The organism is Stenotrophomonas sp. YJH_SMC_105-26, from assembly GCF_059368915.1.
Map to the genome: position 1 here is coordinate 76,138 of NZ_JCAFSD010000001.1, position 23,965 is coordinate 100,102.

34 protein-coding genes are annotated in these 23,965 nt (G+C 62.5%); 7 read left to right on the forward strand and 27 right to left on the reverse strand.

Annotation, left to right across the window (positions count from 1 at the left end):
* Nucleotides 1-17: 17 nt before the first annotated feature.
* The 3 genes from AC5P7F_RS00420 to AC5P7F_RS00430 all read left to right on the forward strand — a co-directional run bounded on the left by AC5P7F_RS00420 (nucleotide 18) and on the right by AC5P7F_RS00430 (nucleotide 2,818).
* A complete protein-coding gene (locus AC5P7F_RS00420; protein WP_312131512.1) occupies nucleotides 18-221 on the forward strand; it encodes a hypothetical protein in 204 nt (67 codons plus the stop codon).
* An 8-nt stretch (nucleotides 222-229) separates the two neighbouring features.
* Nucleotides 230-1,087, forward strand: coding sequence for a UvrD-helicase domain-containing protein (locus AC5P7F_RS00425; RefSeq protein ID WP_481462399.1), 858 nt, complete (start codon nucleotides 230-232; stop codon nucleotides 1,085-1,087).
* 270 nt (nucleotides 1,088-1,357) lie between these two features.
* Entirely contained in the window at nucleotides 1,358-2,818 is a 1,461-nt protein-coding gene (locus tag AC5P7F_RS00430) for an EAL domain-containing protein (protein WP_481462398.1), read from the forward strand.
* A 478-nt stretch (nucleotides 2,819-3,296) separates the two neighbouring features.
* Here AC5P7F_RS00430 and AC5P7F_RS00435 read toward each other — a convergent pair whose 3' ends face one another.
* Nucleotides 3,297-3,500: a hypothetical protein gene (locus AC5P7F_RS00435; RefSeq protein WP_139319691.1), complete on the reverse strand. Its 204-nt coding sequence runs from the start codon at nucleotides 3,498-3,500 to the stop codon at nucleotides 3,297-3,299.
* Nucleotides 3,501-3,773: 273 nt separating this feature from the next.
* Between AC5P7F_RS00435 and AC5P7F_RS00440 the strand changes: the two genes are divergently transcribed.
* A complete protein-coding gene (locus AC5P7F_RS00440) occupies nucleotides 3,774-4,061 on the forward strand; it encodes a hypothetical protein (protein WP_049462740.1) in 288 nt (95 codons plus the stop codon).
* A gap of 3 nt (nucleotides 4,062-4,064) precedes the next feature.
* Here AC5P7F_RS00440 and AC5P7F_RS00445 read toward each other — a convergent pair whose 3' ends face one another.
* The 9 genes from AC5P7F_RS00445 to AC5P7F_RS00485 form a co-directional block, all read right to left on the reverse strand.
* Complete coding sequence (locus AC5P7F_RS00445) at nucleotides 4,065-4,679, reverse strand: hypothetical protein (RefSeq protein WP_104920659.1); 615 nt, start codon at nucleotides 4,677-4,679, stop codon at nucleotides 4,065-4,067.
* Between the two features lie 48 nt (nucleotides 4,680-4,727).
* The gene (locus AC5P7F_RS00450) at nucleotides 4,728-4,961 is read right to left on the reverse strand and encodes a hypothetical protein (protein ID WP_049462738.1); all 234 of its coding nucleotides are present in this window, start codon (nucleotides 4,959-4,961) and stop codon (nucleotides 4,728-4,730) included.
* Between the two features lie 209 nt (nucleotides 4,962-5,170).
* Nucleotides 5,171-5,644 carry a BLUF domain-containing protein gene (locus AC5P7F_RS00455; protein ID WP_049396662.1) on the reverse strand — a complete coding sequence of 158 codons (474 nt, stop codon included), beginning with the start codon at nucleotides 5,642-5,644 and terminating at the stop codon, nucleotides 5,171-5,173.
* Between the two features lie 61 nt (nucleotides 5,645-5,705).
* A complete protein-coding gene (locus tag AC5P7F_RS00460) occupies nucleotides 5,706-5,888 on the reverse strand; it encodes a hypothetical protein (RefSeq protein WP_138927470.1) in 183 nt (60 codons plus the stop codon).
* Nucleotides 5,889-6,075: 187 nt separating this feature from the next.
* The gene (locus AC5P7F_RS00465) at nucleotides 6,076-6,510 is read right to left on the reverse strand and encodes a BLUF domain-containing protein (protein ID WP_481462397.1); all 435 of its coding nucleotides are present in this window, start codon (nucleotides 6,508-6,510) and stop codon (nucleotides 6,076-6,078) included.
* Between the two features lie 1,013 nt (nucleotides 6,511-7,523).
* Nucleotides 7,524-7,727 (reverse strand): hypothetical protein, encoded by a 204-nt coding sequence (locus AC5P7F_RS00470; RefSeq protein ID WP_049430716.1) that lies wholly within the window; start codon nucleotides 7,725-7,727, stop codon nucleotides 7,524-7,526.
* 2 nt (nucleotides 7,728-7,729) lie between these two features.
* Nucleotides 7,730-8,185, reverse strand: coding sequence for an H-NS family nucleoid-associated regulatory protein (locus AC5P7F_RS00475; protein ID WP_481462396.1), 456 nt, complete (start codon nucleotides 8,183-8,185; stop codon nucleotides 7,730-7,732).
* 501 nt (nucleotides 8,186-8,686) lie between these two features.
* Nucleotides 8,687-9,127, reverse strand: a complete 441-nt coding sequence (locus tag AC5P7F_RS00480; protein WP_481462395.1) for a hypothetical protein — start codon at nucleotides 9,125-9,127, stop codon at nucleotides 8,687-8,689.
* On the reverse strand, nucleotides 9,090-9,422 hold the full coding sequence (locus tag AC5P7F_RS00485) for a DUF6988 family protein (RefSeq protein WP_495204119.1): 333 nt from the start codon (nucleotides 9,420-9,422) through the stop codon (nucleotides 9,090-9,092). The genes AC5P7F_RS00480 and AC5P7F_RS00485 overlap by 38 nt, the downstream gene beginning before the upstream one ends.
* A gap of 240 nt (nucleotides 9,423-9,662) precedes the next feature.
* Here AC5P7F_RS00485 and AC5P7F_RS00490 point away from each other — a divergent pair, with 240 nt between their 5' ends.
* Nucleotides 9,663-10,037, forward strand: coding sequence for an HNH endonuclease (locus AC5P7F_RS00490; protein ID WP_481462394.1), 375 nt, complete (start codon nucleotides 9,663-9,665; stop codon nucleotides 10,035-10,037).
* 276 nt (nucleotides 10,038-10,313) lie between these two features.
* On the opposite strand, the gene AC5P7F_RS00495 is transcribed toward AC5P7F_RS00490, so the two are convergent.
* From AC5P7F_RS00495 to AC5P7F_RS00505, 3 genes are all read right to left on the reverse strand, one after another.
* Nucleotides 10,314-10,652 (reverse strand): hypothetical protein, encoded by a 339-nt coding sequence (locus AC5P7F_RS00495; protein ID WP_481462393.1) that lies wholly within the window; start codon nucleotides 10,650-10,652, stop codon nucleotides 10,314-10,316.
* Between the two features lie 136 nt (nucleotides 10,653-10,788).
* Nucleotides 10,789-10,968: a hypothetical protein gene (locus tag AC5P7F_RS00500; protein WP_197630842.1), complete on the reverse strand. Its 180-nt coding sequence runs from the start codon at nucleotides 10,966-10,968 to the stop codon at nucleotides 10,789-10,791.
* Between the two features lie 72 nt (nucleotides 10,969-11,040).
* Nucleotides 11,041-12,054, reverse strand: a complete 1,014-nt coding sequence (locus AC5P7F_RS00505; protein ID WP_495204120.1) for a GlxA family transcriptional regulator — start codon at nucleotides 12,052-12,054, stop codon at nucleotides 11,041-11,043.
* 63 nt (nucleotides 12,055-12,117) lie between these two features.
* Here AC5P7F_RS00505 and AC5P7F_RS00510 point away from each other — a divergent pair, with 63 nt between their 5' ends.
* Nucleotides 12,118-12,420: a putative quinol monooxygenase gene (locus AC5P7F_RS00510; protein WP_049408511.1), complete on the forward strand. Its 303-nt coding sequence runs from the start codon at nucleotides 12,118-12,120 to the stop codon at nucleotides 12,418-12,420.
* Between the two features lie 459 nt (nucleotides 12,421-12,879).
* On the opposite strand, the gene AC5P7F_RS00515 is transcribed toward AC5P7F_RS00510, so the two are convergent.
* The 7 genes from AC5P7F_RS00515 to AC5P7F_RS00545 form a co-directional block, all read right to left on the reverse strand.
* The gene (locus AC5P7F_RS00515; RefSeq protein WP_049408721.1) at nucleotides 12,880-13,176 is read right to left on the reverse strand and encodes a HipA domain-containing protein; all 297 of its coding nucleotides are present in this window, start codon (nucleotides 13,174-13,176) and stop codon (nucleotides 12,880-12,882) included.
* A 303-nt stretch (nucleotides 13,177-13,479) separates the two neighbouring features.
* A complete protein-coding gene (locus AC5P7F_RS00520; RefSeq protein ID WP_481462392.1) occupies nucleotides 13,480-15,660 on the reverse strand; it encodes a fimbria/pilus outer membrane usher protein in 2,181 nt (726 codons plus the stop codon).
* 18 nt (nucleotides 15,661-15,678) lie between these two features.
* Nucleotides 15,679-16,338: a fimbrial biogenesis chaperone gene (locus AC5P7F_RS00525; protein WP_481462391.1), complete on the reverse strand. Its 660-nt coding sequence runs from the start codon at nucleotides 16,336-16,338 to the stop codon at nucleotides 15,679-15,681.
* Nucleotides 16,339-16,468: 130 nt separating this feature from the next.
* On the reverse strand, nucleotides 16,469-16,969 hold the full coding sequence (locus tag AC5P7F_RS00530) for a Csu type fimbrial protein (protein ID WP_006375771.1): 501 nt from the start codon (nucleotides 16,967-16,969) through the stop codon (nucleotides 16,469-16,471).
* Nucleotides 16,970-17,083: 114 nt separating this feature from the next.
* Nucleotides 17,084-17,539, reverse strand: coding sequence for a hypothetical protein (locus AC5P7F_RS00535; RefSeq protein ID WP_481462390.1), 456 nt, complete (start codon nucleotides 17,537-17,539; stop codon nucleotides 17,084-17,086).
* A complete protein-coding gene (locus AC5P7F_RS00540; protein ID WP_481462389.1) occupies nucleotides 17,532-17,828 on the reverse strand; it encodes a hypothetical protein in 297 nt (98 codons plus the stop codon). The genes AC5P7F_RS00535 and AC5P7F_RS00540 overlap by 8 nt, the downstream gene beginning before the upstream one ends.
* Before the next feature lie 259 nt (nucleotides 17,829-18,087).
* The gene (locus AC5P7F_RS00545; protein ID WP_481462388.1) at nucleotides 18,088-18,567 is read right to left on the reverse strand and encodes a JAB domain-containing protein; all 480 of its coding nucleotides are present in this window, start codon (nucleotides 18,565-18,567) and stop codon (nucleotides 18,088-18,090) included.
* Nucleotides 18,568-18,856: 289 nt separating this feature from the next.
* Between AC5P7F_RS00545 and AC5P7F_RS00550 the strand changes: the two genes are divergently transcribed.
* Nucleotides 18,857-19,381: a GNAT family N-acetyltransferase gene (locus AC5P7F_RS00550; RefSeq protein WP_088475505.1), complete on the forward strand. Its 525-nt coding sequence runs from the start codon at nucleotides 18,857-18,859 to the stop codon at nucleotides 19,379-19,381.
* 53 nt (nucleotides 19,382-19,434) lie between these two features.
* Here AC5P7F_RS00550 and AC5P7F_RS00555 read toward each other — a convergent pair whose 3' ends face one another.
* From AC5P7F_RS00555 to AC5P7F_RS00585, 7 genes are all read right to left on the reverse strand, one after another.
* The gene (locus tag AC5P7F_RS00555) at nucleotides 19,435-19,914 is read right to left on the reverse strand and encodes a hypothetical protein (protein ID WP_481462387.1); all 480 of its coding nucleotides are present in this window, start codon (nucleotides 19,912-19,914) and stop codon (nucleotides 19,435-19,437) included.
* Nucleotides 19,911-20,249 carry a hypothetical protein gene (locus AC5P7F_RS00560; RefSeq protein WP_481462386.1) on the reverse strand — a complete coding sequence of 113 codons (339 nt, stop codon included), beginning with the start codon at nucleotides 20,247-20,249 and terminating at the stop codon, nucleotides 19,911-19,913. Before AC5P7F_RS00560 ends, AC5P7F_RS00555 begins: the two co-directional genes overlap by 4 nt.
* A 301-nt stretch (nucleotides 20,250-20,550) precedes the next feature.
* Nucleotides 20,551-20,802 (reverse strand): hypothetical protein, encoded by a 252-nt coding sequence (locus tag AC5P7F_RS00565; RefSeq protein ID WP_180843144.1) that lies wholly within the window; start codon nucleotides 20,800-20,802, stop codon nucleotides 20,551-20,553.
* A gap of 364 nt (nucleotides 20,803-21,166) precedes the next feature.
* Nucleotides 21,167-21,736, reverse strand: a complete 570-nt coding sequence (locus AC5P7F_RS00570) for an outer membrane lipoprotein (RefSeq protein ID WP_481462385.1) — start codon at nucleotides 21,734-21,736, stop codon at nucleotides 21,167-21,169.
* A 30-nt stretch (nucleotides 21,737-21,766) separates the two neighbouring features.
* Nucleotides 21,767-22,483: a helix-turn-helix domain-containing protein gene (locus AC5P7F_RS00575; RefSeq protein ID WP_180855820.1), complete on the reverse strand. Its 717-nt coding sequence runs from the start codon at nucleotides 22,481-22,483 to the stop codon at nucleotides 21,767-21,769.
* A gap of 65 nt (nucleotides 22,484-22,548) precedes the next feature.
* The gene (locus tag AC5P7F_RS00580) at nucleotides 22,549-23,577 is read right to left on the reverse strand and encodes an ArdC family protein (protein ID WP_481462384.1); all 1,029 of its coding nucleotides are present in this window, start codon (nucleotides 23,575-23,577) and stop codon (nucleotides 22,549-22,551) included.
* A 68-nt stretch (nucleotides 23,578-23,645) separates the two neighbouring features.
* On the reverse strand, nucleotides 23,646-23,861 hold the full coding sequence (locus AC5P7F_RS00585; protein WP_180843147.1) for a hypothetical protein: 216 nt from the start codon (nucleotides 23,859-23,861) through the stop codon (nucleotides 23,646-23,648).
* Nucleotides 23,862-23,965: the final 104 nt, after the last annotated feature.

Below are 23,965 nucleotides of genomic sequence, written 5' to 3' on the forward strand. Positions count from 1 at the left end.
TTGGATGATCGCGGGGCATGGACAGCAAAAGGATGGCGAAGGAATGGGCCCCGTCGTGGGTGGGCCAGCGCCTCACGGGATCATCGGAGTGGCTCTTGCGCTTGGACGGCCTGGAGCTCGCCTTGGCGCTGGACGGGCGCACCCACCGGGTCAACGTCGAAGACGAGGCGGCTTACCGCGTCAACGCCGGCACCTTTTGGACCCCCAAGGCGCCGATTTGATTCAAGCGTTGAACTTCGCATTGAAGGAGAAGCGCCTGCGCGAGGAGGTGGCGTTCCTCAAGGACCAGCAGGGCAAGATCGACGCATGGCTGGACCACAAGGCAGAACAAGAGCGATCCTGCTTCGAACAGCGCCGCTGGTTCACCCACGAGCAGCAGGACGATGTCCTGGCGGCCCGCCCCACGGTTGACCCGGACGCCCTCCGATCGCGCCTAAAGAATCCCGGCGTGCCGATCCGGCTGGGATCGGCTGCCCAGGCGATCGAGCGCTCGCTGGCCGCGTGGGAAGCCGACCACCGCCCGGGTTGGGCCGCGCTCAACGCTGCCCACGTGGAACGCGAGCTGGTGGCCAGCAAAGACTTACTGGACCGGGTGGAGAGCAAGCCGCTCACCCCGGAACAAGCCAGGGCCGTGGTGTGCTTCGACAACCGCGTGCAGGTGGTGGCCTCAGCCGGCTCGGGCAAGACCTCCACGATGGTGGCCAAGGCGGCCTACGCCGTCCAACGCGGCTTCGTGGATCCCAAACGGATCGTCCTGCTGGCGTTCAACAAACAGGCCGCCGAAGAGCTCAAGGAGCGCGCGACCTTGGCATTTGAGCGCTTGGGCCTGGCGGAGTTGACCGTGGAGGCGTCCACCTTCCACGCGCTGGGCCTGCGCCTCATCGGCAAGGCCACCGGAGAAAAGCCCGACATTCCCGATTGGGCCACCGACGGTCGCCCGCGTTCCGCCGCCAGTGGGACCTGTTCCGCTTCGTCTTTGGCAAAGACCTCCCAGCCTTTGGTGAGCGGGAGCCAGCGGAGGTGTGGGACGCCCAGGGCAAGGCAAGCTTCCGCACCAGATGGGGCATGTGACAGTGATCATCTGTGATTAAAAGCGACGCAAATGTCACCGCTGACGGACCCTTGGCTCGCGTCCGTCAGCTGTCCAGTTCAGGCGCGGGTGTATGGTTGTTCGATCAGGGCTTGCATGCCGGTGGGGTTAGGGCTGAAGTTCATGGGCAGCTTGCCGATATGCCTCTTACCAGGTAATTGAGGCGCAAAGCCCAGCGAAGCGAGGGCGCGTGGCAGATCGGGGGTTGCTTTGAGCGTTCGAAAAAATCGGCTTCACTGCGTCCTGACCGTCGCAGGAGCCACGGCGGTGTGCCTTCTGGCGATGCTCGCCGTGGCCCAAGCCATCCTCTACGTGCGTGACAAGGCAGGGGCGGAGGCCGTGGCGGAAGCCGCGGTGGCGCGCTCGGAGGCTATATCCTTTGCAAGGCGCGTCGCGGCCGAACAAGCCTCTCGCATTGGACAGCCGCCTTGCTCGGCTAACGACATTGACTCACTGAAAGAGATCGCGTTCCGCTCCAGCTACATGAGCGACATCGGTCGCATCCGAGACGGACGCCTTGTCTGCAGCGCTCTCTGGGGGCGCTCGCGCCCCTACACCCTCCCCGCCCCACGCTTCTCCAGCGGCGCTGTCCGGCTTTGGCACGCATCGGATCTCGTTGGCTCCCCCTACACCGGGTCCAATCTGATCGCCCAAGGCGACACATTCACCGTGTCCTCCCCGTCTGCCTTCGAGAGCTTGGACCCTGCGCGCAGCAGCTCCATCAGCATCGAAACGAAGGACCGATCGTTTACATTCCGCACCTTGTCCCCGACCAGCCGCGTCGGCACCCCGTCTCTCGTCCAAGCTCAACATTGCAGCCGGGTGGCCGACGTTTGCGCGTTCGTTACCAGCCCTAGGCACGTGGTGTCCGAACTACCCTCGGCGTTGCTCACCACCATCCTGGCAGCGGGTGCCTCGGTAGGGCTGTTGCTCGCGTTCTTGCTGATCAAACACCAAATCACGGCTCGGCAAACCATCCAGCAACGGTTGGTGCTTGCACTGAAGCGCAGCGAGATCGAACTGGCCTACCAGCCACTGCGTCGAATTGGCACGCGGGAGCTCGTGGGATTTGAAGCGCTCAGCCGTTGGCGCCCGCCGGGAGACGATGAAATCCCGCCGGCCGTCTTCGTGCCCATCGCCCACCGCCTCGGCCTGAGTCCTGATCTTTTTCGATACGTGCTGGCCCGTGCCATGACTGACCTCGCCCCCGCTCTGCGGGAGCACAGAAACCTCTACGTGAGCATCAATGCCGAGCCCGTGGACATGGCCCAAGAGTGCATCGTTCGCTACATCAGCAGCGTTTCCACCGATTCTGGCGTGTCCCCCGAACAGATTCGCATCGAGATCACCGAGCGGGAAGAACTCGTGTCTGCCGCCGCCAAGAGCAACATGCAGGCCCTCTCGGTTCTGGGATACCGGTTCTTGATCGACGACTTCGGGACGGGCAGCGCGAACTTCTCTCACCTCGGCCAGTCACCGTTTCGAGGAATCAAGATCGATCGCATGTTCGTGGCCGCTATCAACGAGGACTCACCCTTGCGGCCCGTGTTGCCAGGGATGTATCGCATCGCGCGTGAGCTTGGGCTGGATGTCATCGCAGAAGGCGTCGAAACAGAAGAGCAAGAGCTACTTCTCTACCGGATCGCGCCAGAGGCCATCGGCCAGGGATGGCATTACGGCCGCCCTCTCTCAACCAAAGACGCTCTGGCCGCCATCCAGGTTGGGTAGGCCTCTAGCGCGGTTTAACCCAAGCGCGTTCACTGGCGCTTGACCTCCGTCCTAGCAAGATCTCCGTGCGTCCGATGGGCGCGACAATCGTGAAACTCTCCGCCATGGCGCTGACCCCAGTTGGCGCCGCCGAACCAACGGGGTGACTCCCCTCGCCCCAGGTGACGCCCCGGCAGTTCAGGGCATCGTCGTGATCGGCACCCCTAGCAAGTGGCCTCTTTAGGGCAACGTGCGACACACACCCTCGGCAGTGGTCGCAACCGACTGGCCGCCGGTCTGGCCTTTTGCTGGTGAACGCACTGGCTCAGCGCTTTCCAACAGCGCCGCTCGGTCACTTCCCTGTGCCTAGGCTGTCACCGTGCAGCGCGCCTCTTGATCATGCTCCTGCTACGGCAATAGAGGGATCGGGCAGCGGTATCTGGCGTGCGGACTGCGCGGACGACCCCGTAGATGAATTCTTCAGAATTCAATTTTCTCATCAGGTTCCGGTGGGGTTGTCGCGGTGCATCATATGCATTCCGCTCTGTTCAGCTTTTTGTTCATCTTCATGCCCAACATTGGACGTTCCTTCATCGATCAGGTTGAGGGTGTGCGGCGGGCCGACGGCTCGCTCTTGCAGGTCACGCGGATCAGTTGCGCTTGTCTGGAATGCGGCCGCCAACTGCGATTGGTTCCAGGGCATGGCCTGCTGGACTTGGACGGCGCCGCCGTGCTCACTTGCCCGCTCTGCGACAACCGCCAGGCAGTGGCACGAGCAAGGCTGGAAGAGCTCTGCCCCCCGACTTCACCACCCGCGCCAGGCGAGCCCTGATCCAATAGCGGACGTCTATGCGCTGGCCTGAAGGGACCAATTGACGGTGCAGCCAAGCTGAACGCTCACCGGTTTCCTACGCTTGAGCTTGGGGCCACACTGCTGCCAGGCCGAGACTCGGTGGCCAGCCAACGGAGGAGGGGTATGCACGAGGCTGAGACGGAGGCGTTGGTCAAGTTGGAGCTCCGCCTGTGCGAGTGCGAGAGGCGCCTGTCCAACGCTGAGGGCAAAACCAATGCCCTGGAGTACGCGGTCAGGGCGTTGGTCGCCAGTTCTGCAAATCCCACCGCGGTGCGCGTGGCGTGGGCCCACCTGATGCCCATGATCGTCGACAACCATGTGCCTCCGCAGCCAGGCTCCAATGCAGACTTTCTGCTTGGTTTGCGTCATGGCCTGAGGTTTGTGGCCGAGCAAATCGACGCTTTGCCCTGATCCCTAGAGACTTCCCAGGTCCAGAACGGTTGCTTGGCCCTTTGAGAGAATTGCCCCCAGCAGACGGCCGCCCGCCAATGGCCGCTCACTGTCGCCGTTGAGGTAAGCGGCTTGCAAACGTCCTGCTGCCATCAACTCCGCCCGTCCCATGCCCGCCGGCTGATTCCGCAAGGGCTCGCCGGGCGACGCCAAGCCTCCGACGAGCGGTTGCACCACGGCGGGGTGGCCGTCTTCGGACTTGGCATAAGCGGTGGCGACCATGCGCTGGGCGTGCGCCGACCAGCCACCCAAAACCAACTCGGTGTGCATAGCGCTGACGGGTATGCCAGCGGCTGCAGCCGCCCTCACGTAGTTTGGCCAGAGGCGATCAATCACGCCGCCGAGCTCGCCGGACAGCCGCTCTATCGTGAAGTCCGCTCGAAAACTGGCTTGGAGACAGAGCTCGTAGATTCTTAGGAAGAACTGGGCCGACCCACGCGTGGCCAAGACGGCGTTGTGCTGAGGGATCAGGAGCAACTTGGCGCCCTCTGAGTGCGCCCCGGTTTGAGCGTCTTGCGCCAGGGTATCGACGGTCACAGCCAAGTGATCGGCACTCAGCAACACGTTCAAAATGCTCATCTGCCGTCCTTGGGATCCATACAGCCCATTGAACCTTCCAGCACCAAGTCAGCCACAGGGATTGGTGAGGATTTCAGAGGCGATCTGCTCCCCCGCCTCCAACACTTTGAGGCACGACGGCGCTTTGATGCCCAAATCCGAGCGCTCACCCACGCCGTGCACCTCGACACCGAGGAGGACCCAGCGGCTTTCGCTGAGCCGCCAGATCTCGCAGGTGTAAACGTGCTCTCCCACTGACAAGGTGACCCGTTTCAAATCGTTATCTGGCTTGGAAGTCCCCATGATCCTCGAACCCTGACTGCTCCAGAAGCAGTTTGAACGCGAACGCCGCTGGCCTCAACCAATCCCGTATGTTCCACGCTTGCCCTTCCTGCGACGCGGAAAGTCAGGCTCAGACGACTGCAACCTAGCAATTCATCCCTCACTGGCGGCCGGCAATGTGACTCCGAGCGTCGCTTCGTTCCTGTGTAGCAGACCGCTTGCCTAAATGCTCAGTTCGCCCCTCCTTTGCTAAGTGGCCTAGACAGGGGCCCAACGTAGACCGAGGCAGCCGGCCCACCTGTGAATCGCACAAGGAGATCCATCGCCGTAGCATTCATTGCTTCCGCATCGCCCCGCTGCGCGAAGCCGGCCCAGCCCGCCATCGCGATGCTCTGCAGCTGGCCCTCATTGGCCTCAAACAATCGCATTGGCCACCGCGGCAGCCGGCGTTGCGAGACACGTCCGCGTGCCAACTCAATCAAGTTCAGGTGGCTGCGCGCTTCGGATGCCCTGGCGTATGCAACGCGAAGGCCGTCCGGTGCGCCTTCCATGTAGGACAGGAAGCGGGCCCCGTCGTAGAGGGTCACACCAGTCACCCCGGCTTGCCTGTTGAACCGCTCAGCATCGGCCATCAACTCAACCAGTCGGCCAGCGGAGAGGTAGGGGCTGGCCTCGCTCACAAAGACCACCGCACGATTTGGCATGACATGCTCCAATGACTGCTTTAGACCAAAAAAACTGCCGGGTCGTGGAGAGCGACACGCGCTACTCGGCACCCTTTGATTTTGCCTTCCAAGCGCCGGTTTCCAAGTCCTTCCGCAGCACCCAATCCTTAGCGGGAATCTTTGCACCACGGGCGGTCAGGTAGCTCGGCATGGAAAGAATGATCTCACCGTCTTGAACCAGACAATTGGTCGAAAGGACCACGCCATCGCTGAGCTCGACCAAGCACGTGGTTCCCTCGCCCGATTCGGCCTGCTCTCCGTTCAGGGTCGCTGCGGCCCCAGGGTAGATGTGGCTGTGAGTGAATTCCAACCGCATGGCAGGCCCCTATCGACTGTGCCAAATTGCCAACGCCCGTGCTTCCGCTTGTCCGATCTCAACCGCGGGACCTACAGGCAAGTCCGCTACCCCGTCATCGCGGGATGTCATTCCTCCGACTGTTGACCAATTCGGCAAGCCGTTCCATTCCCGTTTCAGGCACGAACCTCCCACCGAAGCGCTGGGAGAAGTTAACCCAGTCCGACCTCATCAACCCTTTCATCTCGGCCTCCGACACTGGCAGGAAGAGCAACGCATGCGCAGGGAACCGCAACTGCTGGATGGAGCCCCGCGCCAGCTCAACGATTTCGGTATGCAGGGTGAAGGACTGGGTGTAAACGGAGCTCGCAGCCACCGCACTCGCTGTGCCTTCCAAATACGTTAAAAACCTGCTGCGGTCGAAGCATACAACTGCACGCGAGCCGCACTTGGCATTGAACTCTCGGCCTGCACGCATGACTTCGGGCAAGCGCTCCTCACCGATCTCTTCCACAGCCGCGCTTACGAACACCACCGCACACTTAGACATTACGGGCTACCTTTCACTCGGCACCAGTGCAAGCCGGCCAACGTGGATCAGCTGTGTACAAAACGCAGGCCAGCTTGAATTTCAGTTTTCAGTTGCGCTATTCCTGAACCTTTAAGAGTGCACCATGGCTAGCCCCGTCCCCGACTCAAGTTGGCTGCAAGAGCGATGACCTCGCTAGGGATCACGGCCCCGAGGTGCGCGAGAACCGCGGCTTTCGTCCCTCTTGTGGCTCCGTGGGCGGCGCGAACTGCGAGCTACGAACGATGGACAGGATCAGTATCCGACAGCGGCAGCGGTGAGAGCAACGCCTGCGCGCCGCCCGTCATTTCGGCCGTCCGGGTAGATGGGCTCACCGCACCACAAACGGCCGATCTGTAAGCGAAACAAACCGAGCGGGTTGTGTAGGGCTTAAATCCTTTGGCGGCCCGCCAGGCTCAGCCGAAGCGATCATTGCTCCGCCGATTCAGGCCCCCGGTGCACGCGAGACAGACGCCAGCCACCGTGCGACTTGAAATAGCCGGTGTCGCCCGTAAACGAATAGCGGACTCCGGCCCAAATCGATGTCGCTACGGAGCTGTGCCAATCGCGAGCCTTCCGGTAGGCGTAGTGAAACGAACGCATCATCTCGCTCTCCTGCGGCGCAACCATTCCCGGCAGGACGGCGCCTTGAAGAGCGCGATCACAAGCTGGAGCAGCGCCAGACCAGTTGCGCAGGCCAAGATAACCATAGCAAGACGCAAAAGTAGTTCCATGATGGGATCCTACAGGCCCGCGGGTGGCAGCAAGTCAAGGCGCCCGGGCCATTGGCGCTCTGCAATCTCCTGTTCACTTGGGGTGAAGATCGCCATAACCGCGTGACAGTGGCGTGAAAGTCGTGTGGCGATCGCAAGTAGCTGGCGCATAGCGAGCTGCCGTCCGGACGCAGGTTGGCCCCCGTGTGCGCAGCCATGACCGCAGCCCCCAACAGGTGCACCTGGGTGCGCCCGTTGTCCTGCCACCCTTTGGGCAGCGATTCAATGGCCACCAAGGCTTCTTGCCCTGACAGGCATTGGATGCAGGTCAGGTAGGGCCATTAGGCACACTTCCTCGCGCAAGCGCCTGCCTGCGGGCTTCTCGTCCAATCGCCCCTCGGCACTGTCCAGCAGCACGTGGGCGGCCGCGATGGCGTTGCCTTGCGGCGAGAGCCGGCTCTTCTTCTTGGGGAACAGGCCGCGCATGATCAGGCCTTCTTGCTGGCCTTCTTGGCGACGGCTTTCTTCGCAAGTTTCTTGACGGCCTTCTGGACGGCCTTCTTCACCGTCTTGCCCGCCTTCTCGGCAACCTTGGCGTGTGCCTTCCTCACCGTGCCACCAGCCGAGGGCAACTTCGTACCGGGGTTGGCCTGAGCCCACGCCTTGCCCTGTGCGGACTTGCCCCATTGCGTGAAGACCTTGGGAGCCAAGCCGCGACCTGCCCAGGTCTCACCGGTTGAAAGGCGATACTTCGGCGCCACCTTCCCGGGCTTGCGCCCTTCGAGGGGACCCGCGGCAGCCTTGGCGGCACGCGCCGGCTTGGCGTCGATCGTTTCCCCGATGAGCTTGGCCACCTGCCGCCGCTGGGCCGGACTGAGGACCTTCGCATACTTCTGGAGGACCGCCAGGGCTTTGGGCACCTCACCGTCGCGCTTCTCGACCACCTTTTTCTAGGCTTCGAGCTGTTTGCTTTCGGCGTTGAGAGACTTCAGGGTGGTCAGGGCCAAGGGAGCGCCCCATTAGGGAATTCAAAGGTTATAGCCCATCGACCCTGGCATGGCCACTCGAACGGGTACCGGGCCAGCCCTTCTCTGCAAATGAAAACGCTGTGAGAGTTTCACCTCTCACAGCGTTGAAGCTTCCGTTGGCTGCTACATGAGTTGCCCCTCTTGCAGCAAAGATGCTTCGGGATCAAGAAAACGATCCGAGTGATCAAGCTCCTTCACGATTTAGTCACAAACACATGAAGGTTTAATCCACCAGGCCGGCTTTGCCGGCCTCCCTTGTGCAGCACCACCCCATTCATGGACAAGCGCTACAATTTCAGGAAACCACGTTTTCGGGGCCTGTAGAGGGTTTCGTGGTCTGTAAAGGGGCACCCCACCTCTCCACTCAAAAACTGCGACGAATTCCCTCAAGTTTTTGCGGACTGAAACACCCCTGCCCTATGCCTTCCCGCCACCGTCAACGGTCGGTGGGGTAGGCACCGCGTCACCCAACACCTGAACCAGGCCCATGTCGCGCAGCATGGTGACGATTTCGAGTTGCTTCTCCGCAGCCCACTGCGGCCGGGTAGCCACTTCTTCCTCTGGCACCCGCTTCCCGGCAAGTTCCACGGTTTCTAGAGAAGCATGGAGCGCCATGGACGCGCTGAATCCCAGCAGGTCCACCACCTCGTCAGGGGACGTGTCGATGACGCCGGAACGACGGATCAGGGACTGGTAGCCATGGTGGACGTAGCCGTGCATCGTCTTTTGAGACTGCTCCCAGGTATCCAACAAATCCGCGTAACGCTTTTCACCGGAACGCTGGACCACCCTGCGGATCATCTTCTCTGGAGTTGCAGTGTCATGGCCCCCTCTGGAACCGCGCCAGCTCTTGGTCATCGGCCCACTGCAGCCACAGCCCGCGCACGAACGCCTCAAAGGCAGGCCGCATCAATGCCGTCGCAGAGCCCAACAACCCATGTTTGACCAGGAGCATGGCTGACGATTGGTGCTCGTGCACCACCGCGAAAGCCACGACCGCCATGTGGTCTGGCTCCGGCCCATGCAGGACCAATCCATAGAGTTGCTCCTCGTTCCAACGCCGCACGTGGTCGGCCCACTCCAGTGCCCGCTGCACGCGCGGCTCTTTCAACCAAACGGGCCATGCGTCCGGTGCTGCTCCGCCCTCAGGCATCGGTCTCCTCCCCGCTGGCCGGACCCGGACACAACGTTACCGAGGCGTCGAGCAGATCATTGGTTTGGTCAAAGGTGGTCATGGCCCATCTTGACACCCACTGCCCTGGGGCGCGATAACTCCCGTGCCGCGAGGGGAAATGCCCCCGGCGTATTGCCTGCTTAGCTCAAGGCAACAGGTTCCCGATTCGATCGCACTAGCGACGACGGGATGGTTTTTCCTGTCTTTTGAGATCTAAGCATGCCCAAACTCCAACGGTTGAGAACCGAGGCTTTCCTCGCCCAGAAGGGCCGGTGCTGCTATTGCAGCGTGCCGATGTGGAACGCCTCTCCCGATGAACTAAAGCCGTTCGGCCTGCGCGCCAAAACGGCCACGCCGCTCCGTTGCACCGCCGAGCACCTGGTCGCCCAGCAAGAGGGCGGCAAGGACGTGGTAGGCAACATCGCTGCCGCCTGCTGGCTCTGCAACACACGCCGGCACAAACGCAAATCGCCGCCCTCCCCCGAGGCTTACCGCGCGTTCGTGCAGAAACGCTTGGCGAAGGGCAAGTGGCACCCGCCGAGCGTGGCCAAGTTGCACATCAGAACGCGTGGAACGCAACCACCGGACGGATGAGTTCCGCCACGCTGACGTGCTGCCGCTGCGCCTCGCGGCGGACGCGGTCGGCCAGGTCTCAGGAAGCCCGGATAGGCGGCAAGCGGTCGTCCCTGGGGCCGGCAACGGGAGAGCGCAGCAGCTGGGGGCGCGCCAGGTAGGCGGTGAGCCATTGGCGCTCGGCTTCGCTCTCGCTCACCCCGGCTTCTCTAGCGCGTGCGGCCAATGCCTGGCGCAAGGATGAAGAAAGGGACACTTTCGGCAGCACGTCCGTCGAGGGAGGTTTGGACCTCAGCGTCACACCCTCTGGCTCGGTCGGCCAACGGGGGCTTGTGGGAAAACACGCCCCAGCGAACGCTCCAACCTGGCGCTGCCCATCATGGCCTCCATCTCGCCGCCATAGGCCACCTGGAGAACCCCAACGCGCAGGGCCTCAGTCAGGCGCTCCCAGGTTCCATCGGGGGCGCAGGCAGTGGCGAACAGCCAGTGATGCGTCCAGTCGCCCTTCAAGCGATCGGACTTGACAAGCAGCGTCTGGTGGTTCGGTTGGTGGGATGGCACCCCGCACCAAACGACTATTGAAAGCATGCAATAGAAGCGCTGCGGCCTGCTGCGAACCATTGCGAACTCGATCATAAAGCCTGCCCGATTGTAGACCTGGAAGCAGGTTTCTCAGCCATGCTGGTCGCCGGAAACGGTCATCAAACTCGTCTGCGGTGGGATGTCGGTTCAATTCCCAAACCCGGAATCGAACCCGCGTCCGCACGGTGGTTCAACCGGCGGGCTCGGCCGCTGCGTCATTGTCGGCGGCGGGGTCGGTGAGCCGCGGAATCGTCAGGGCACAGCGTTGCGCAATCAAGGTGTTGATTTGCTCAACCACGACATTGCCAGCAAAACTTTGTCCGGGGTCAAACTGCAGCTTGCGCGTCGTGGCGGGCAGTAGTTTTGTCAAGTCCAAATGCGCAGTTTGGCCTGCGTCAGTTTCGCGGCGGTCTCCAGCCGAACATACACCAAGCGCCTTTAGTCATCCACCGCGTCGCAACTCCCTGACACCCCTGCCCAGCTTGCGGCGCAACAGGGCCCGCAGGGTGACCCCATCCGAGTACCCGACCTGGGTGGCGACTTGGTCGACGCTCGCGTTTCCGGTGCGCAAGAGATGGACCGCATGCTCCACGCGCAGGTCCTGGAAATACGACAGCGGTGTCTTACCCAAAACGCTCTGTAGCCGCCGTGCCAAGGTGCGCTCGCTTGTGCCCGCGGCGCTGGCCGCCTCGGCCAGCGAGAACCCCTTCGCGAGCCGACGTCTGGCCCAGCACTCGAAGCGCTCCACCATCGGGTCGGCATGCGCAAGGTGGTCGGGAATCACGAACTCGGCTTGCGAACTACGTGCCTCGATCAGCAGATAGCGTGCCACCAGGGCCGCCAGCGCCGGACTGCGCCCCCGGATGATGCGCAAGGCCAAGTCGACGTGGGCCAAAGCGGCACCCGCGGTGGTGAAGCGTGTTGAGTTCACGATCATGTGTGACTCGTCCAGCGTGACGTTCGGATAGCGCTGCCGAAACATCGGCCCCAGCCACCATGACGTCGTCGCTCGATGCCCATCAAGCAGGCCACTCTCTGCAAGCAAGAAACTACCGGAGCAGGCGGCACCAAGGTGCGCGCCAGCGGTGGACCACTGCTGTAGCGCGGCGACCGCATCGGGTACGTCGGGACGTGTGAGCCGAGCCGAGAGCGTGTCAGGCATCTTGTCACCAAACGCGGGCACGAGCACGACGTCTGGTTTCGGCACATCACGAGCAGTGACCACGGGGACCGTCAAGCCTTGCGCAGTTCGGATGCGACGCCGCACGCCCACCAGCATGAGCTCTGTGGGCGCGGGAGCGTGTGGCAGCGAGCCCGACACCGCATTGGCCAAGCCCACTGTGTCAGTAAGCGCCGCAAGCCCCAGATCAAACACGCCATCACAAACAAGGATGTGGATTTTCATGGCAGCAATGATATCAATGTTGTCATTATTGCCTATAGAGACGACTGTCATGAAGACTTAAGCTGCAGTCTCGTCGATCCCTTCACCTAACCCATTTACCCAAAGGATGACAGTATGACCAAGCTCGCCCTGTTTGTTCGCCTTGAAGCCAAACCCGGCCAGGAGGCTGCGCTTGCCGACTTCCTGGCCAGCGCGCTGCCGCTCGCAAACGCCGAGTCCGGCACCACTGCCTGGTTCGCATTGAAGTTTGGCCCTTCGACGTTCGGTGTGTTCGATGCCTTTGCCGATGAGACAGGTCGCCAAGCACATCTGAACGGCCAGATCGCCGCGGCCTTGATGGCCAACGCCGCGACCTTGCTCAGTTCTCCACCCAATATCGAGAAGGTCGAACTGCTCGCAGCCAAACTGCCTGCATGACAACCCAACCTTGACCCAATCAAGCCACGCTGCAGGAAATGGGTCACACGGCTCTACGCAGCCCCCCCCCTCGATTGCACTTGCCCAGGGAGCTACCTTCCACAGCGATTGGGGGGGGTAATATTGCAGCCAGAACTTCCAAGCTGCGTCAGCAAGCAGGTGCAACATCAGGGCTAGGTGAGATGTTCCGATTCGTCGGGTAGTTATCGAGAGGTACCGACTGTTTGCAACGTATCGGTACCGAGAGCCGTGTGGGCGAGCCAGATTTCCGGCCCATTGGAAGTCCGCAGTCAGCAAGCGCGGATCGATTGCTACCCCATCGAAAAGCCTGCTGGATTGTAGACCTGAACATAGGTTTTCCAACCTTGGTTGTCACCGCAAACGGGTATCAAACCCATCTACTTTCCAGCGCGGGTTCAATTCCCAAACACGGAATCGAACCCGCGTCCGTATGACGGTTCAGATCGAGGGTTCGACGGCTGCGTCATTGTCGGCGGCGGGGTCGGTGAGCTGCCGAATCGTCAGGGCGCAGCGTTGTTCAATCAAGGTATTGATTTGCTCAACCACGGCATTGCCAGCAAAACTGTGCCCCGGGTCAGACTGGAGCTTGCGCGCCGTCGCGGGCAGTAACTTTGCCAATTCCACAATGCGCCGTTTGGCCTGCGCCTTGGTAAAACACACGCCTTCTGCAAACTGCTCCCAGTGCCGCGCCTGAACTTCGCTGAACTTGTACTTGCTGCCGATTTTCATCGCCATCTTCTGCGCCAGGGTTGGATACACCGCCGTCGACAGCGTGTCGTAAAACGGTGCCAGAACGGGGCCTTGCCTGAGTACAGCAGAGAGAAATTCTTGGCGTGCGCATCATGATTGCCGATCGACGAAGCCCTGCCGTGACAGGCGCGGCGGAAGGGAGCATGGGAGCAGTCCACGTGGCGTTGAAGCAATGACATCCGGCAACTCTCAAAAGACAGGTCCCAAGTATCTTTCAGCCCCATGGTAGAGGGCCACTTCCGCAGCACCTGCTGCATAGCAACACTTTGTTTCCAAAGGCTCTCCCCATCACCGGCAAGCCACCTCGGCCACCGTTTGCGCAGCCCCAAGGTCCGCAGGCAGTTGGGCCTTGCAGACCCCTTCCACCTCCACCGTCTGGCTGGGGCGCGGCTGCTCCAGGTAGAGCACGCCGTCGTAGCCCACCTGGGTGGTCTCGGTCGCCGTCTTGGCCACCGTGCCCGCTTCGATGGCCGGGCCCTTGAGGCGGAAGGTTCGTGCGGTCTCGGTCAGGACTGGGAAGGTGAGGTGCATGCCAGCCTGGCGGCCCGCGGTGGCGGTTTGCTCGATCTCGGCCAACTGGGTGCCCAGCGGCAAGGCCCGATCGTCCACCCGAACTTCCGTGGGCACCATTGGGGTCACCTCGCCCACCACCAGGCGGCCTTGGGCGTTGGTCTTCCCCGCCAAGCGGCCGCCCACCCTCACCGGCACCCCGGCTTGGCCGGGCACGTCCACCACGGCGAAGGATTCGGCCGGCCCCAGGAACGTCACGCCCTGGCGGTCCAGGTGGACGGCACCGGCCATCGAACCGGAAGCCCACGTGCCGTTGGGCCCGTGCTCGGCGTTGATCTGGGCCCACCCTGCACGGGTGGTCCAGTTGGCGTTGGCCCGGGCCGTCTGGCCAGCCGCTCCCTCGTCCACCGAAGCGGACAAGCCGACCGGGGTTCCCAACACCGTGGGACGGGCGCGTCCTTGGACTGCCCAGGCGGTGGCATCGGGGGCTTGCCGGGCCCTAACGCTCACGCCCTTGCCCCGGCCGAAATCGTAGCTGTAGCCCACCTCCACCCGGGTTTCCTTGCGCTCCAGATCGCGCAACGCGGAGACGGCCACGGTGTGCCCGTAGCCACGCCAAGTCAGCCCGGCGTCGGCGTAAGCGGTGCGAAAGCGTGGCGTGCGCACGTCCGAATAGCTGGCCCGAAGGGACCACTGGGGCGTGGGCCGCCAGAAGACCGAACCTCGGGTGCGCTGCTCCACCTCCACCGCACTGGGGGCGCGCAGGCGCCAGTAGCCCTGTTGGCGCTCGTGCTCCAGGCGCACGCCAAACCTCGGGCCGCGGTAATCGTAGGCCAAGGCCTGGCGTTGGCCGCCTTGCGTGGAAGTGCCCAATTCCAGATCCAACGTGCCGTAGGTGCCAAGCACCGTGGTGGCCCCCAACGCCACGTTGGCCTTCCCGTCCGTTGAGGTTTGGGCGGTGCTGCGCAGCGTCCACCGGTCGTTGAGGCCCCAAGCCACCGACCCGGTCGCGCCCAACGTCCCGTAATCGCTCTCCCCTTGGCGCACACGGCCGGCGGCAACTTCCCAGGTGGTGAGCCCTTTGCGGAGCAACGTGGGGGCGACGTAGAAGCGTTGATCGCTCACCACCGTTTCGCGGCCGTAGGGGTCTCGCACCACCACTCGCGTTTGCTGCGCACCGGTGCCCAAGGCGCTGCCATCGGCGGTGAACGGCCCTTTCCCCACCTGGCCCTGCAGCACGCGGGCGCGGTTGGCTAGGACTTCGACCGTGGCCGGATCGAGCGCCACGCCGCCGAGCATCGGGACCGGATACGTGGGCGTCAACGGGTCCAACGCCCGCGGGTCCTTGGCCACGCGCACCCCACCCAGGTTGACCGGCGAGGACGACGGACCAGCGAACACATCGCCGGCCTGGTAAGTCACCAAGCGGTTGGGATCGTCTTTCTGCCAGCGCGTCACGCCGCGAACGTAGCCGGTGCCCGACGCGTCGGTGTTGACCTGCCCGCTGGCGCTGATCACGCCCCAACGCCCCGCCTTGCGGACCTCGTGACCCAACGAGAGCGCCTGCTGTTGCTCGGACACCATGCCTGCCACGCTGTAGTTCACCAGCACCCCGGGAGCAGGCGGCGCGATGGGGCCGCGCTCGGCGCGGACACGGGCCACGCGTTGGACGTTGAGCCGGTCGGCCGGCAGGTCCAAGGCGGCCGTGGCGGTGGCCTCGTCCACAACAAAGCCAACGCCCAGCGCGTTGGCGCTCATCGGCTCCGTTTGACCGGCGGGAAGTTGGAGCCCGACCTCGCGCCACGTGGCCGGCTCGGCGAACCATTGGCCGTCTTGCTGCCAGAACGTGAGCGGATCCGCCTTGGCCTTGCCGCCGATGACCGGCACCAGGAATGCGGGCGCCACACCGTCGGGCACAGCTGCGCTGACCGACGATGCAGCCAGCAACAACAACGCCAAGGCTTGACCACGCATCGATCACCGCCCCACAGCGACGGTGACGGACTGGCCGTTGACGGTGATCGAAAGGGTTTCAGCGCGCTGCCCGGCTTGGGTCTCGTAGGTCATTGAGGCCCCCGGCAGGGTCCAACCCAACGCACCCTCGCGCCACGGCTTGCCACCAGCCGGGCCGATGGACGACACGCGGGCGGCAGTCTGGCCGTGGTTGGTCAGCCGGTAGCCCTTGGGCACCGCCTGGACGGTCACCTGGGGGACAGGCGCGTTGGCGGCCTCAAAGGCCACGGGCAAGTCCTGGTTGACCAGCAACTGGACGCCTTGGGCGTTGGGATCCCTGAGCTGCATGAGCAGGACGCGGTAGTAGCGCCGCTCGCCCAGTGCGCTTACCCGCATCAACCGGGCGGTGCGCTTGGATTGGGGTGGCACGTCCACGAAGGTGGGCGCCCCCACGATATCCGTGGTGGGTGAAAACATGTTCTGCCCTGTGGCCTGATCCCACCCCGCGGCTTTAACCTGGTAACGCACCGACGCGTCGCCGCTGTTGTGCAGCGTCACGGCGACGTGCTTGGCCGAGGTATCGGCCATCAGGGTGGTGGGGCCGACGGAGATGGAACCGGCGGACGCCGAAAAGGACAGCAACAACGCAGCGGCGGCGGCCAAAAAACGTTGGGAATGGGTCATGGGGTCTCCTTTAGGGGCGTCTCCATTCAAACTAGATAGGAATACCCTTCCGTCAACCCATACCTACTCATCTTTTCGGCAACAAAAAGCCCCCGGGGCAAGCCGGGGGCGTCGGGACAACCGATGGGGATCAGTTGTAAGTGGCGGTGACGGTGACCGTGTCGGTGTAGTTGCCGCCCACGGCCTGCTTGAGGGCCAGGAAGCGCACCGCGTAGTTGTAGCTCTGGACGGTGCCGTCGCCAACGCCGGTGAACGCGTCGGTGTCATCCCCCCATACTTGGCTTCCCTGCGGGTCCTTGAAGAAACCGTAGGGGATGTAAGCCCCGGCGCCGTTGGTCACAGCCCGATAGGTCTCATACCCGGACAGCAGGCCGAAGTTCTGCCCCTGGCCCGGCGAAATGGAGTAAGTCGTGCCCGCGTTGCACACGATGCTCAGCCCGGAGGTGCGGGCGGCAGCTTCAGAGATGCCCGACCAGTCCATGCCTTCGATGGAGGTCACGGACAGCTGGCAGGTGTTGGTCAAGGTGCCCTGAATCGTCAGGTCCGCGGTGGTGTCGGCGGCGAACGCGGGCACTGCAAGCGAAGCCAGGGCGATGGGCAGAAGGGCGCGAAGGAAGGTCTTGCGTGTCATGGGTATCGTCTCCTTGAGAGGGATTGAGTGGGGATGAGTAGCCCCAGAAAGGGCCATCCCCTTACCGATACCTCGAATCTGAAAACGCGCAAGGGGGGGGCATTGAGCCAGCGGTCAGAGCCTGGCTCGTTTGCCACCAGCCGCTGACTGTTTCCATAACCCATCCAGCTCACGCGCACGGTGCTGAGCCATTGCCTCCTGAATCATCCGCTGAAGGACGAACGCAAACCCGTCAGTCACAAAAACGCCCACGCCGATCCCGCAATCATCCGGCAAGCTGGAAATCTGTTTTATCGATGGCTGGTGAATGACCTCGTCGAGCTCAGGGGGCAACGGGTCCACGAACGTGTCAATGAACGCGCATACCTCGGTTTCGGCTGCTTTGCAGAGGTCGGCGTCAGTGAGCAGCGCCCGCAAGTCGGCAAGCGTGGGAAGCCACACCGTATTGAAGAGCGGGCCACCCACCGAGGGACTGACGAAATGGATGCCGTGAAGCACGGATGCCCTCTCACTCTTTCCGAGCTCTCCGTCTCCCCAATAACCGTTCATCGGAGGAGTCACGTCACCCATCATTAGCCAGTTCTGCGCGCCGCCCCTGCTCTTCTCGCCAGCACTCGAGCAAGTGTTTGTAACCAGGCTTGGCTTGGGTGACGTGGAAGGATCGGCCGTTAACGTGGACCTTCCCGCCGTTGTGGAGCTCGACGGCATGAACCGCGGTCCAAGTGGTCGCCCAGCCCAGGCTGTCCTCTTCTTCAAAGCTCACGGGCTCCAAGGAGATCGCTGCATAATTTTCAATCAAGCCGGGATTCAATCCCAACGCGATCATCTTGGTTTCGTTGGTTGTGACGGTTGCGCTCATGTGACACCTCTTGGCTTGGTCGGCGGCATTGCCTACCACTGAATTGAAAGTAGATCACCCTGAAAATTTGTCCACGGCCTTAGTGGACAAAATCTTGACTAAAAGCAAAAAATGCGGAGCTAAGGCCGCAGTTTTTCCTAACATCACTTATCGCGCCGAAGGCGTTGGTGCTTTCCATCCATGCGGATGCTTTTTCAGATGCCGGCGCGCAGCGACCGGCGGCGGCTTCCGGCACAGGCTTTTTCTCCCACGGGGGGGGTCACACCCACCCCCTTGAGGCCATCGACACGTGCGAGGCGCCCGCGATCACCAGGTGATCCAGCACTCGGATGTCGAGAAGCGCAAGGGCCTGCTTGAGGCGGTCGGTGATGGCGCGGTCGGCCGCGCTGGGCTCGGGGTTTCCGCTGGGATGGTTGTGAAAGAAGATGACCGCGGCGGCGTTGTGGTCCAGTGCCTTCTTGGCGACGATGCGGGGATGGACTTCGCACCCGTCGATGGTGCCTTGAAAGAGGTGCTCGGTGGCCAGGATGCGGTGGCGGGTGTCCAGGAACACCATGCCAAACACTTCGTGATCCAGGTGCGCACAGCGGGCAGTGAGGTAGCTGCTGGCGCTGCTGGGATCGGTGATGGCTCCTTGGCGGAGGAGGCGACGCTCCAGGATGTGCGAGGCGGCCAGGAGGATGCCCTCCTCGTCCATGGCCAGCTGGTATTGGGCCCGAATGTCGTTGGCTCGCTTCATCTGCTTTCTCCACCGGCGCGGGATGCGCCTCGTGGGAACCGATGGGCGAAGCGTTGGACGAATCCGCACCCGGGAGCGAGCACCGCCAGGCGCGCAGCGAAGGGCCGGAACACCGTGGAGGAGGACTGCCCTTGCGGCTGCGTCAGCGGAGCCAGGATTCCCAGTGAAGAGGCCACTGCCCGGGTGGGGATGGCAATCAAAGAGAGCAATCAGTGGTCAAAACACGTGCCTGGATGCAAACGATCCGATACATTGAGGGATCAAGGATCCGCAAACAGGGGACACAGGAATGTTCGGCAAGTTCAAAAAGCAGGCAAGCAAGCCTATGACCGGGGCGGAGCTGGCGGAAGAAGGCCTTCGACAGGTGGCCATCGCCGCCAAGAACGGGGACATCGATTTCCAGCGCGGGCGGGTTCACGAAGACATCTTTGCGCACGCTGATCAACCTGCTGGAATGATGAGGCTGACTTACGTCATGATCAGCCCCACCGTCGAGAACGAAGTTATCGCCCGCTGCGTCATGCTGCTCGATCGCGTCGAAGCAAACACGCCCGTGTTTCAGATGGACTGGGCGGTTCTGGAAAGCTACAGAGGCCAAGGCTTTGGCATCGCCGTGGCGTTGAAGTCATTGATGGAATTCACCAACGGCATGCAGGGCAAGCTTAAGAGTGGATACGTCATTGAGGCGGTGGTTGACGAAGGCAACGACGCGTCGCTGAAGATCGCCCGCAAGATTTTGGGTGGAGAGAAGGTCCTACCGAATCCTGCCATTGGAAAGAACACGCACAGTTTTCTTCGCGTGTTTCCTGCATAACAAGCGCACCGCCAAAGGCTTGGGCAAGACACCGCCCAAGCCCCATAGGGCGATCATCGGATCCGCTGCCGCGGGGCGTCTTTGGGCGCCTCCACGGCAACCTCGGCAACGTCGTCTGCAGCACGCCATGCCTTCCCTTCGAGCACCATGGTGGGACCTCTGGAACGTGCGATGGCGACCTCTTTGGCGGTCGGCGGGTTCCATGATCGATGCTCCTCCAAGTAGCGCGCCGTGGACGGCCTCAACGGCAGTCCACCGCTCGGCAAGGGCAACGCCCGATCATGGCGTTTGTCTTGTTGACGGGCATAGGCGACTTGGTCGGGCTCCCCAAATGCCTCCCGGTGGGCATCGAGCAAGCGATCAATCACGTCCACATCCCCGCGGGCGTGGAGCGATTCGGTGTAAAGCGCTTGAAGCAGCAGGTCACGCTCTTCGTGAATCTCTTCGCCTGTGTCTTGGCCTTGGAACAGCCCATCGTGGCGTGGGCGGGCGTCGACGGCGTCTGGGCGGAACCGCCCGTGACTGTTCCTCATGCCCGCCTCCGGGTCAGCCCGCTGCCCTGAAGCAGCCCACACGTGATCGAATAGACGACAAGCGCCAGCGTGGATGACAGGTATAGGTTGGAAGGATCCAGCCAGACTTGGCTCACCACGTGCTGCAGCTGGTAAGCCAGCAGTGCCAGGCACGCGTAGAACACGGCCAAATGCCACACCAACGCAACCACGGCTGGGACGTCTTCCCGGCCGGCCTGGAAGGCGTTCCAGCCGCTGCGTGCGCTGCGGGCTTTGGAGGCGCACAGCCACGCGTTCCCGAAAGTGACCGCGGAGAAGACGAGCTCAGACAGCACGACCACCAGAAAAAGGGTCATGGCATTCTCCTCTGGGTTGGAAGCAGGCCATGGGCCTGCAGGTATGCATGGACCGCCTGCCGGGTCACGCCCAGGCGCTTGGCAATTGCAGGGCCGTTGTTCCCCTGCTCCAGGAGGCGCACCACCAGAGCGTGTTGGTCAGCCAGTGGGCGCCGGGGCTTTTGACGCAACCCCAGGTGGGCCAGATCGGCGCTCACCACGGGCGATGGAACGCCCAGGGCTTGGGCGATGGCGGCGCGGCCGTGTCCCTCTCGGAACATCCGGGCGACTTCGGAGCGGCGGTGGGCAACGGATGGTCGCTTCATGAGCCCAACCACCAGCCCGCCCACAACGCCACCATCCCCAGAGGGGCGCCGACGCTAACGCCCCAGCAGAAGGTCTGCCAATCGCCTTCGGCCTGTTCCTGCTGACGCTTCCTCAGTGCAGCGATCACCAGCAGCGTTCGAAGCTGTGACAGTTCTATCTGCCGGGAGGCCACTTGGGTCCGCAGCCCTGCGAGCCGAGGTTCATTCGCATCGTTCTGGTCGTCAACATGGAGCAGTGGTTCGCTCATCACCGCTCCCATCGCCCCTTGAAGGATCGCCATTCCTGGGCAGCATTGCGCTGCCTGACAACCAGCGGACGAAGGATCCCAGTGCTCATGCCTCCACCTGGCAGCCCAACGCCATTCGGCTGAGAGGTCGAACCACGATGCTTCACTCTTTCCCATGCACGCCTCCACCAAGGCGTTCGCTTGCGAGGCGCTGATTGGATTCCCCAACCCTGGCTTGCACGCAGAAGGTCGATCTGCGAGAGCGCCTCGGCTGAAAGGGCGGAACGTCCGCTTTCGTCCATCATCACGGCGCCAGGTGAGCGCTTAAATGCTTCCACGGACAGCGCAGGGCGTGTGCGCTTGCCAGTAAAGGGGAGCCATTTCATCAGCGCTCCTCATTGGTCAAACCAAGGACGACATGGGCGCGTTCGTTGTCCGACGATGCATTGATGCCAATGGCGCAAGGGCTTCCGCAAGAACGATAGTAATCAGCCGGCACCACCCGGGTCTTGCTCCCCTTCCCCACCAGGAATACCCGATCACCTTCGCGCACGTCCACGTCGGCGTCTTGGACCACCGCGAGGATGCGCTGGCGGCGATCGGACAGGTCGCGCACGTAGATCTCCACTGCGGTGCGGCCGCTGAGGCCCTTTTGAACTGCGGTTCCGGCAACCGCACCGATGACGCCACCGGCCACCCTGGCGGCATTGCGATAGTCCCGGCTCTTGACCTGGTTAGCAGCCCCATAACCAACGGCCGCCCCGATGGCCGAGCCGGCGTTCAGACGCTGGTCGGACTTCAGTTGAACCGTGCGAACCATCAGGACCTCACCCAGTCGGGCGTCCTGGACCGACAGGGCCTCGGACGAACCGTAACGGCGAGCGGAGGTGGAATCGGCAGCAAAGGCGGCCGGAGCAGACAACGCGAGCGCAAGGGCCAGAACAATGGTTTTCAAGGTGCACCTCCATTTCATGAGTAGGTTCCCCTATTCATAGATCGATTCTGGAAATGCGCAAGGGGTCGCCCTTGTTCCTGAGCGTCGTCCATTGAAAACTGGCTTGATCTTCAACTTTTTTCGCCGGCAGTAGTCGGAGAGCCCTTGCCTGCTCACTCCTAGGTGCCTTGCAATCTCGCCGAGTGAATGCCCTTCATCGATCAAGCCTTGCAAGCGCTCCGGGCCGCAGATGCTGGGCAAGAGCCCACGCAGGTTCTCTGGGATGGGAAGAGAAGGCCCCGGACGCACCCAGCCCAACTTCTTTGCCGCATAAATCAGCCGTCCCGACGTCACTCCAAGAATGCATGCCATTTCCTTCATGCTTTTTCCCTGCGCAATCCATGCCTCGAATTCCGCCAAACTGATTTCGACCGCCCCCCTGAATTTTTTCTTTAACGATCCGGTCGCTTTTTTGTCGGACTCGATTGAGTCACGACTGACATCAAACGTTTCTGCAATCGCACGCGCACTGAGCCCTTGAGCCACCAAGGATGGAATGATCGCCCTTCTGTGGGCCAGCTCATTCGCCGATGAGCGATAACGGACTTTCAGCCCGAGCGCTCTGCGCTCCTTTCTCGGAAATCCCATTGCCCTAAGGTCAGCGTAAATGGTCATCACCGACCTATTAAAGAACGTCGCTATTTCCCGAGCTGATCTGCCTTCTTCGGCCATCCGAACGACTTCGCTTCTCCGCTGCTGGATGTTCATTCAACCTCCTTTCGTATGCGATACGACCTACTGATAAAGGAGAATCGCAATCGCGCAAGGGGGTATCAGGCCACCATCACTTGGTTCCTCCGCCTAGCCTTCTCACGCACTTTCGTGCGGGCCTTCGTGCCGTTAGGTTTTTCAAGCTCCTGCTGGTTGGCCGCCACCGGCTGCCGCTGCTGCTCAACCTTCTGGAGCGGCTCGCGAACCAACTCGGGCACCTTCAGGAACTCCACCACCCGCTCGGCCGCCGCCGCGGCTCGGAAGAGCTCCCGGTGATCGTCCCGGAGGATTTGGATCCACGACTTCACGTAAGCCGCGTGCTGGGTTGGATCGTGGCCAATGCCAAGGCGTTCGCCCATCAGCATGGATGACACCTCCGCGACCAGTTCTTCCTTGGCGTAATCGATGCTCCCAAAAGCCCCCTTCTGATCGCGGTTGAGGCGGGTGGGAAAGCCGGTCCAGTGGCCCAGTTCGTGCAACGCGGTGGCGTAGTAGCCGCTGGCCGAGTGGAAGCTGTTGCGCTGGGGCAAGTGGATGCTGTCGGTCATCGGACGGTAGAACGCTTGGTTGCCCCCGTCGTGGTGGATCTCGGCTCCGCTGTCCTTGAGCACCGCTTCGCAGGCCTGGTGAATGTCGGGCTCTGGGCGCGCGGCTGGCAGGACCAGTGCCGGCAACCCATCGATCTGCATCGCGTTGAACACCCGGGGGAAGAAGACCTTGGGGTGGGCCTTGGCGATGAGATCGGGTTCCCCGCTCTTCTTTGCCTCTTCGACCGGGGACCAATCCCAGTATTCGATAACGCTGGCTTTCTCGCCCTTGCGCACCTGAGCGCCCGCGGCCGCGGCTTGCTTGTAAGTCATCCACCGGTTGTCCTGGGTGTCCCAGTCGCTCTGAAGGGCCCACAGGTGGAGCAGGTTTCCGCCCCGGTAGCTCTTGCCCGTCGTGGGGTTCATGGGCAACCCGAGGTCCACGCGGGCGTCCCAGGGTTTGAGGAAGGGACCGGTGCCCTCCTCCATCTGACGAATCAAGCGCTCGACGACGTCGCGGGAATGGCGCTGAAGGAAGCTTTCGTTAGGGGTGGCATCGGACACGGACAGGCTCTCCTGGAAGGCAAGGAAAGGCGCCTGTCGGCAACGCCAAGGGGGTTAGGCTGGAAACTTCAATCGTGAATGGTGACGGCGCGTCCCTGCTCCAATAGGTTCTCCAGCAGTGCCAGGACCCGATCGATGGTCAAACCGGTGCCGGGGTCCCCGTCGCCCTCCTGGAGCTGCACGCGGATGCCCTCGGGGGTTCGTTGCACGGTGAAACGGGGGGACGCCGCCAGGGAGTCCTGGCGGTCCATGCTGTCGTCTACAAAGGCATCGGAAGGGGTCATGGTTTCAGCATGCGACAGGATACGGATTTGGCAAGTCCGGGCTGGACCGTTAGCGTCACCGACCAATCCATTGGCTAGAGCTGATACGGAAGATGGGAACACGG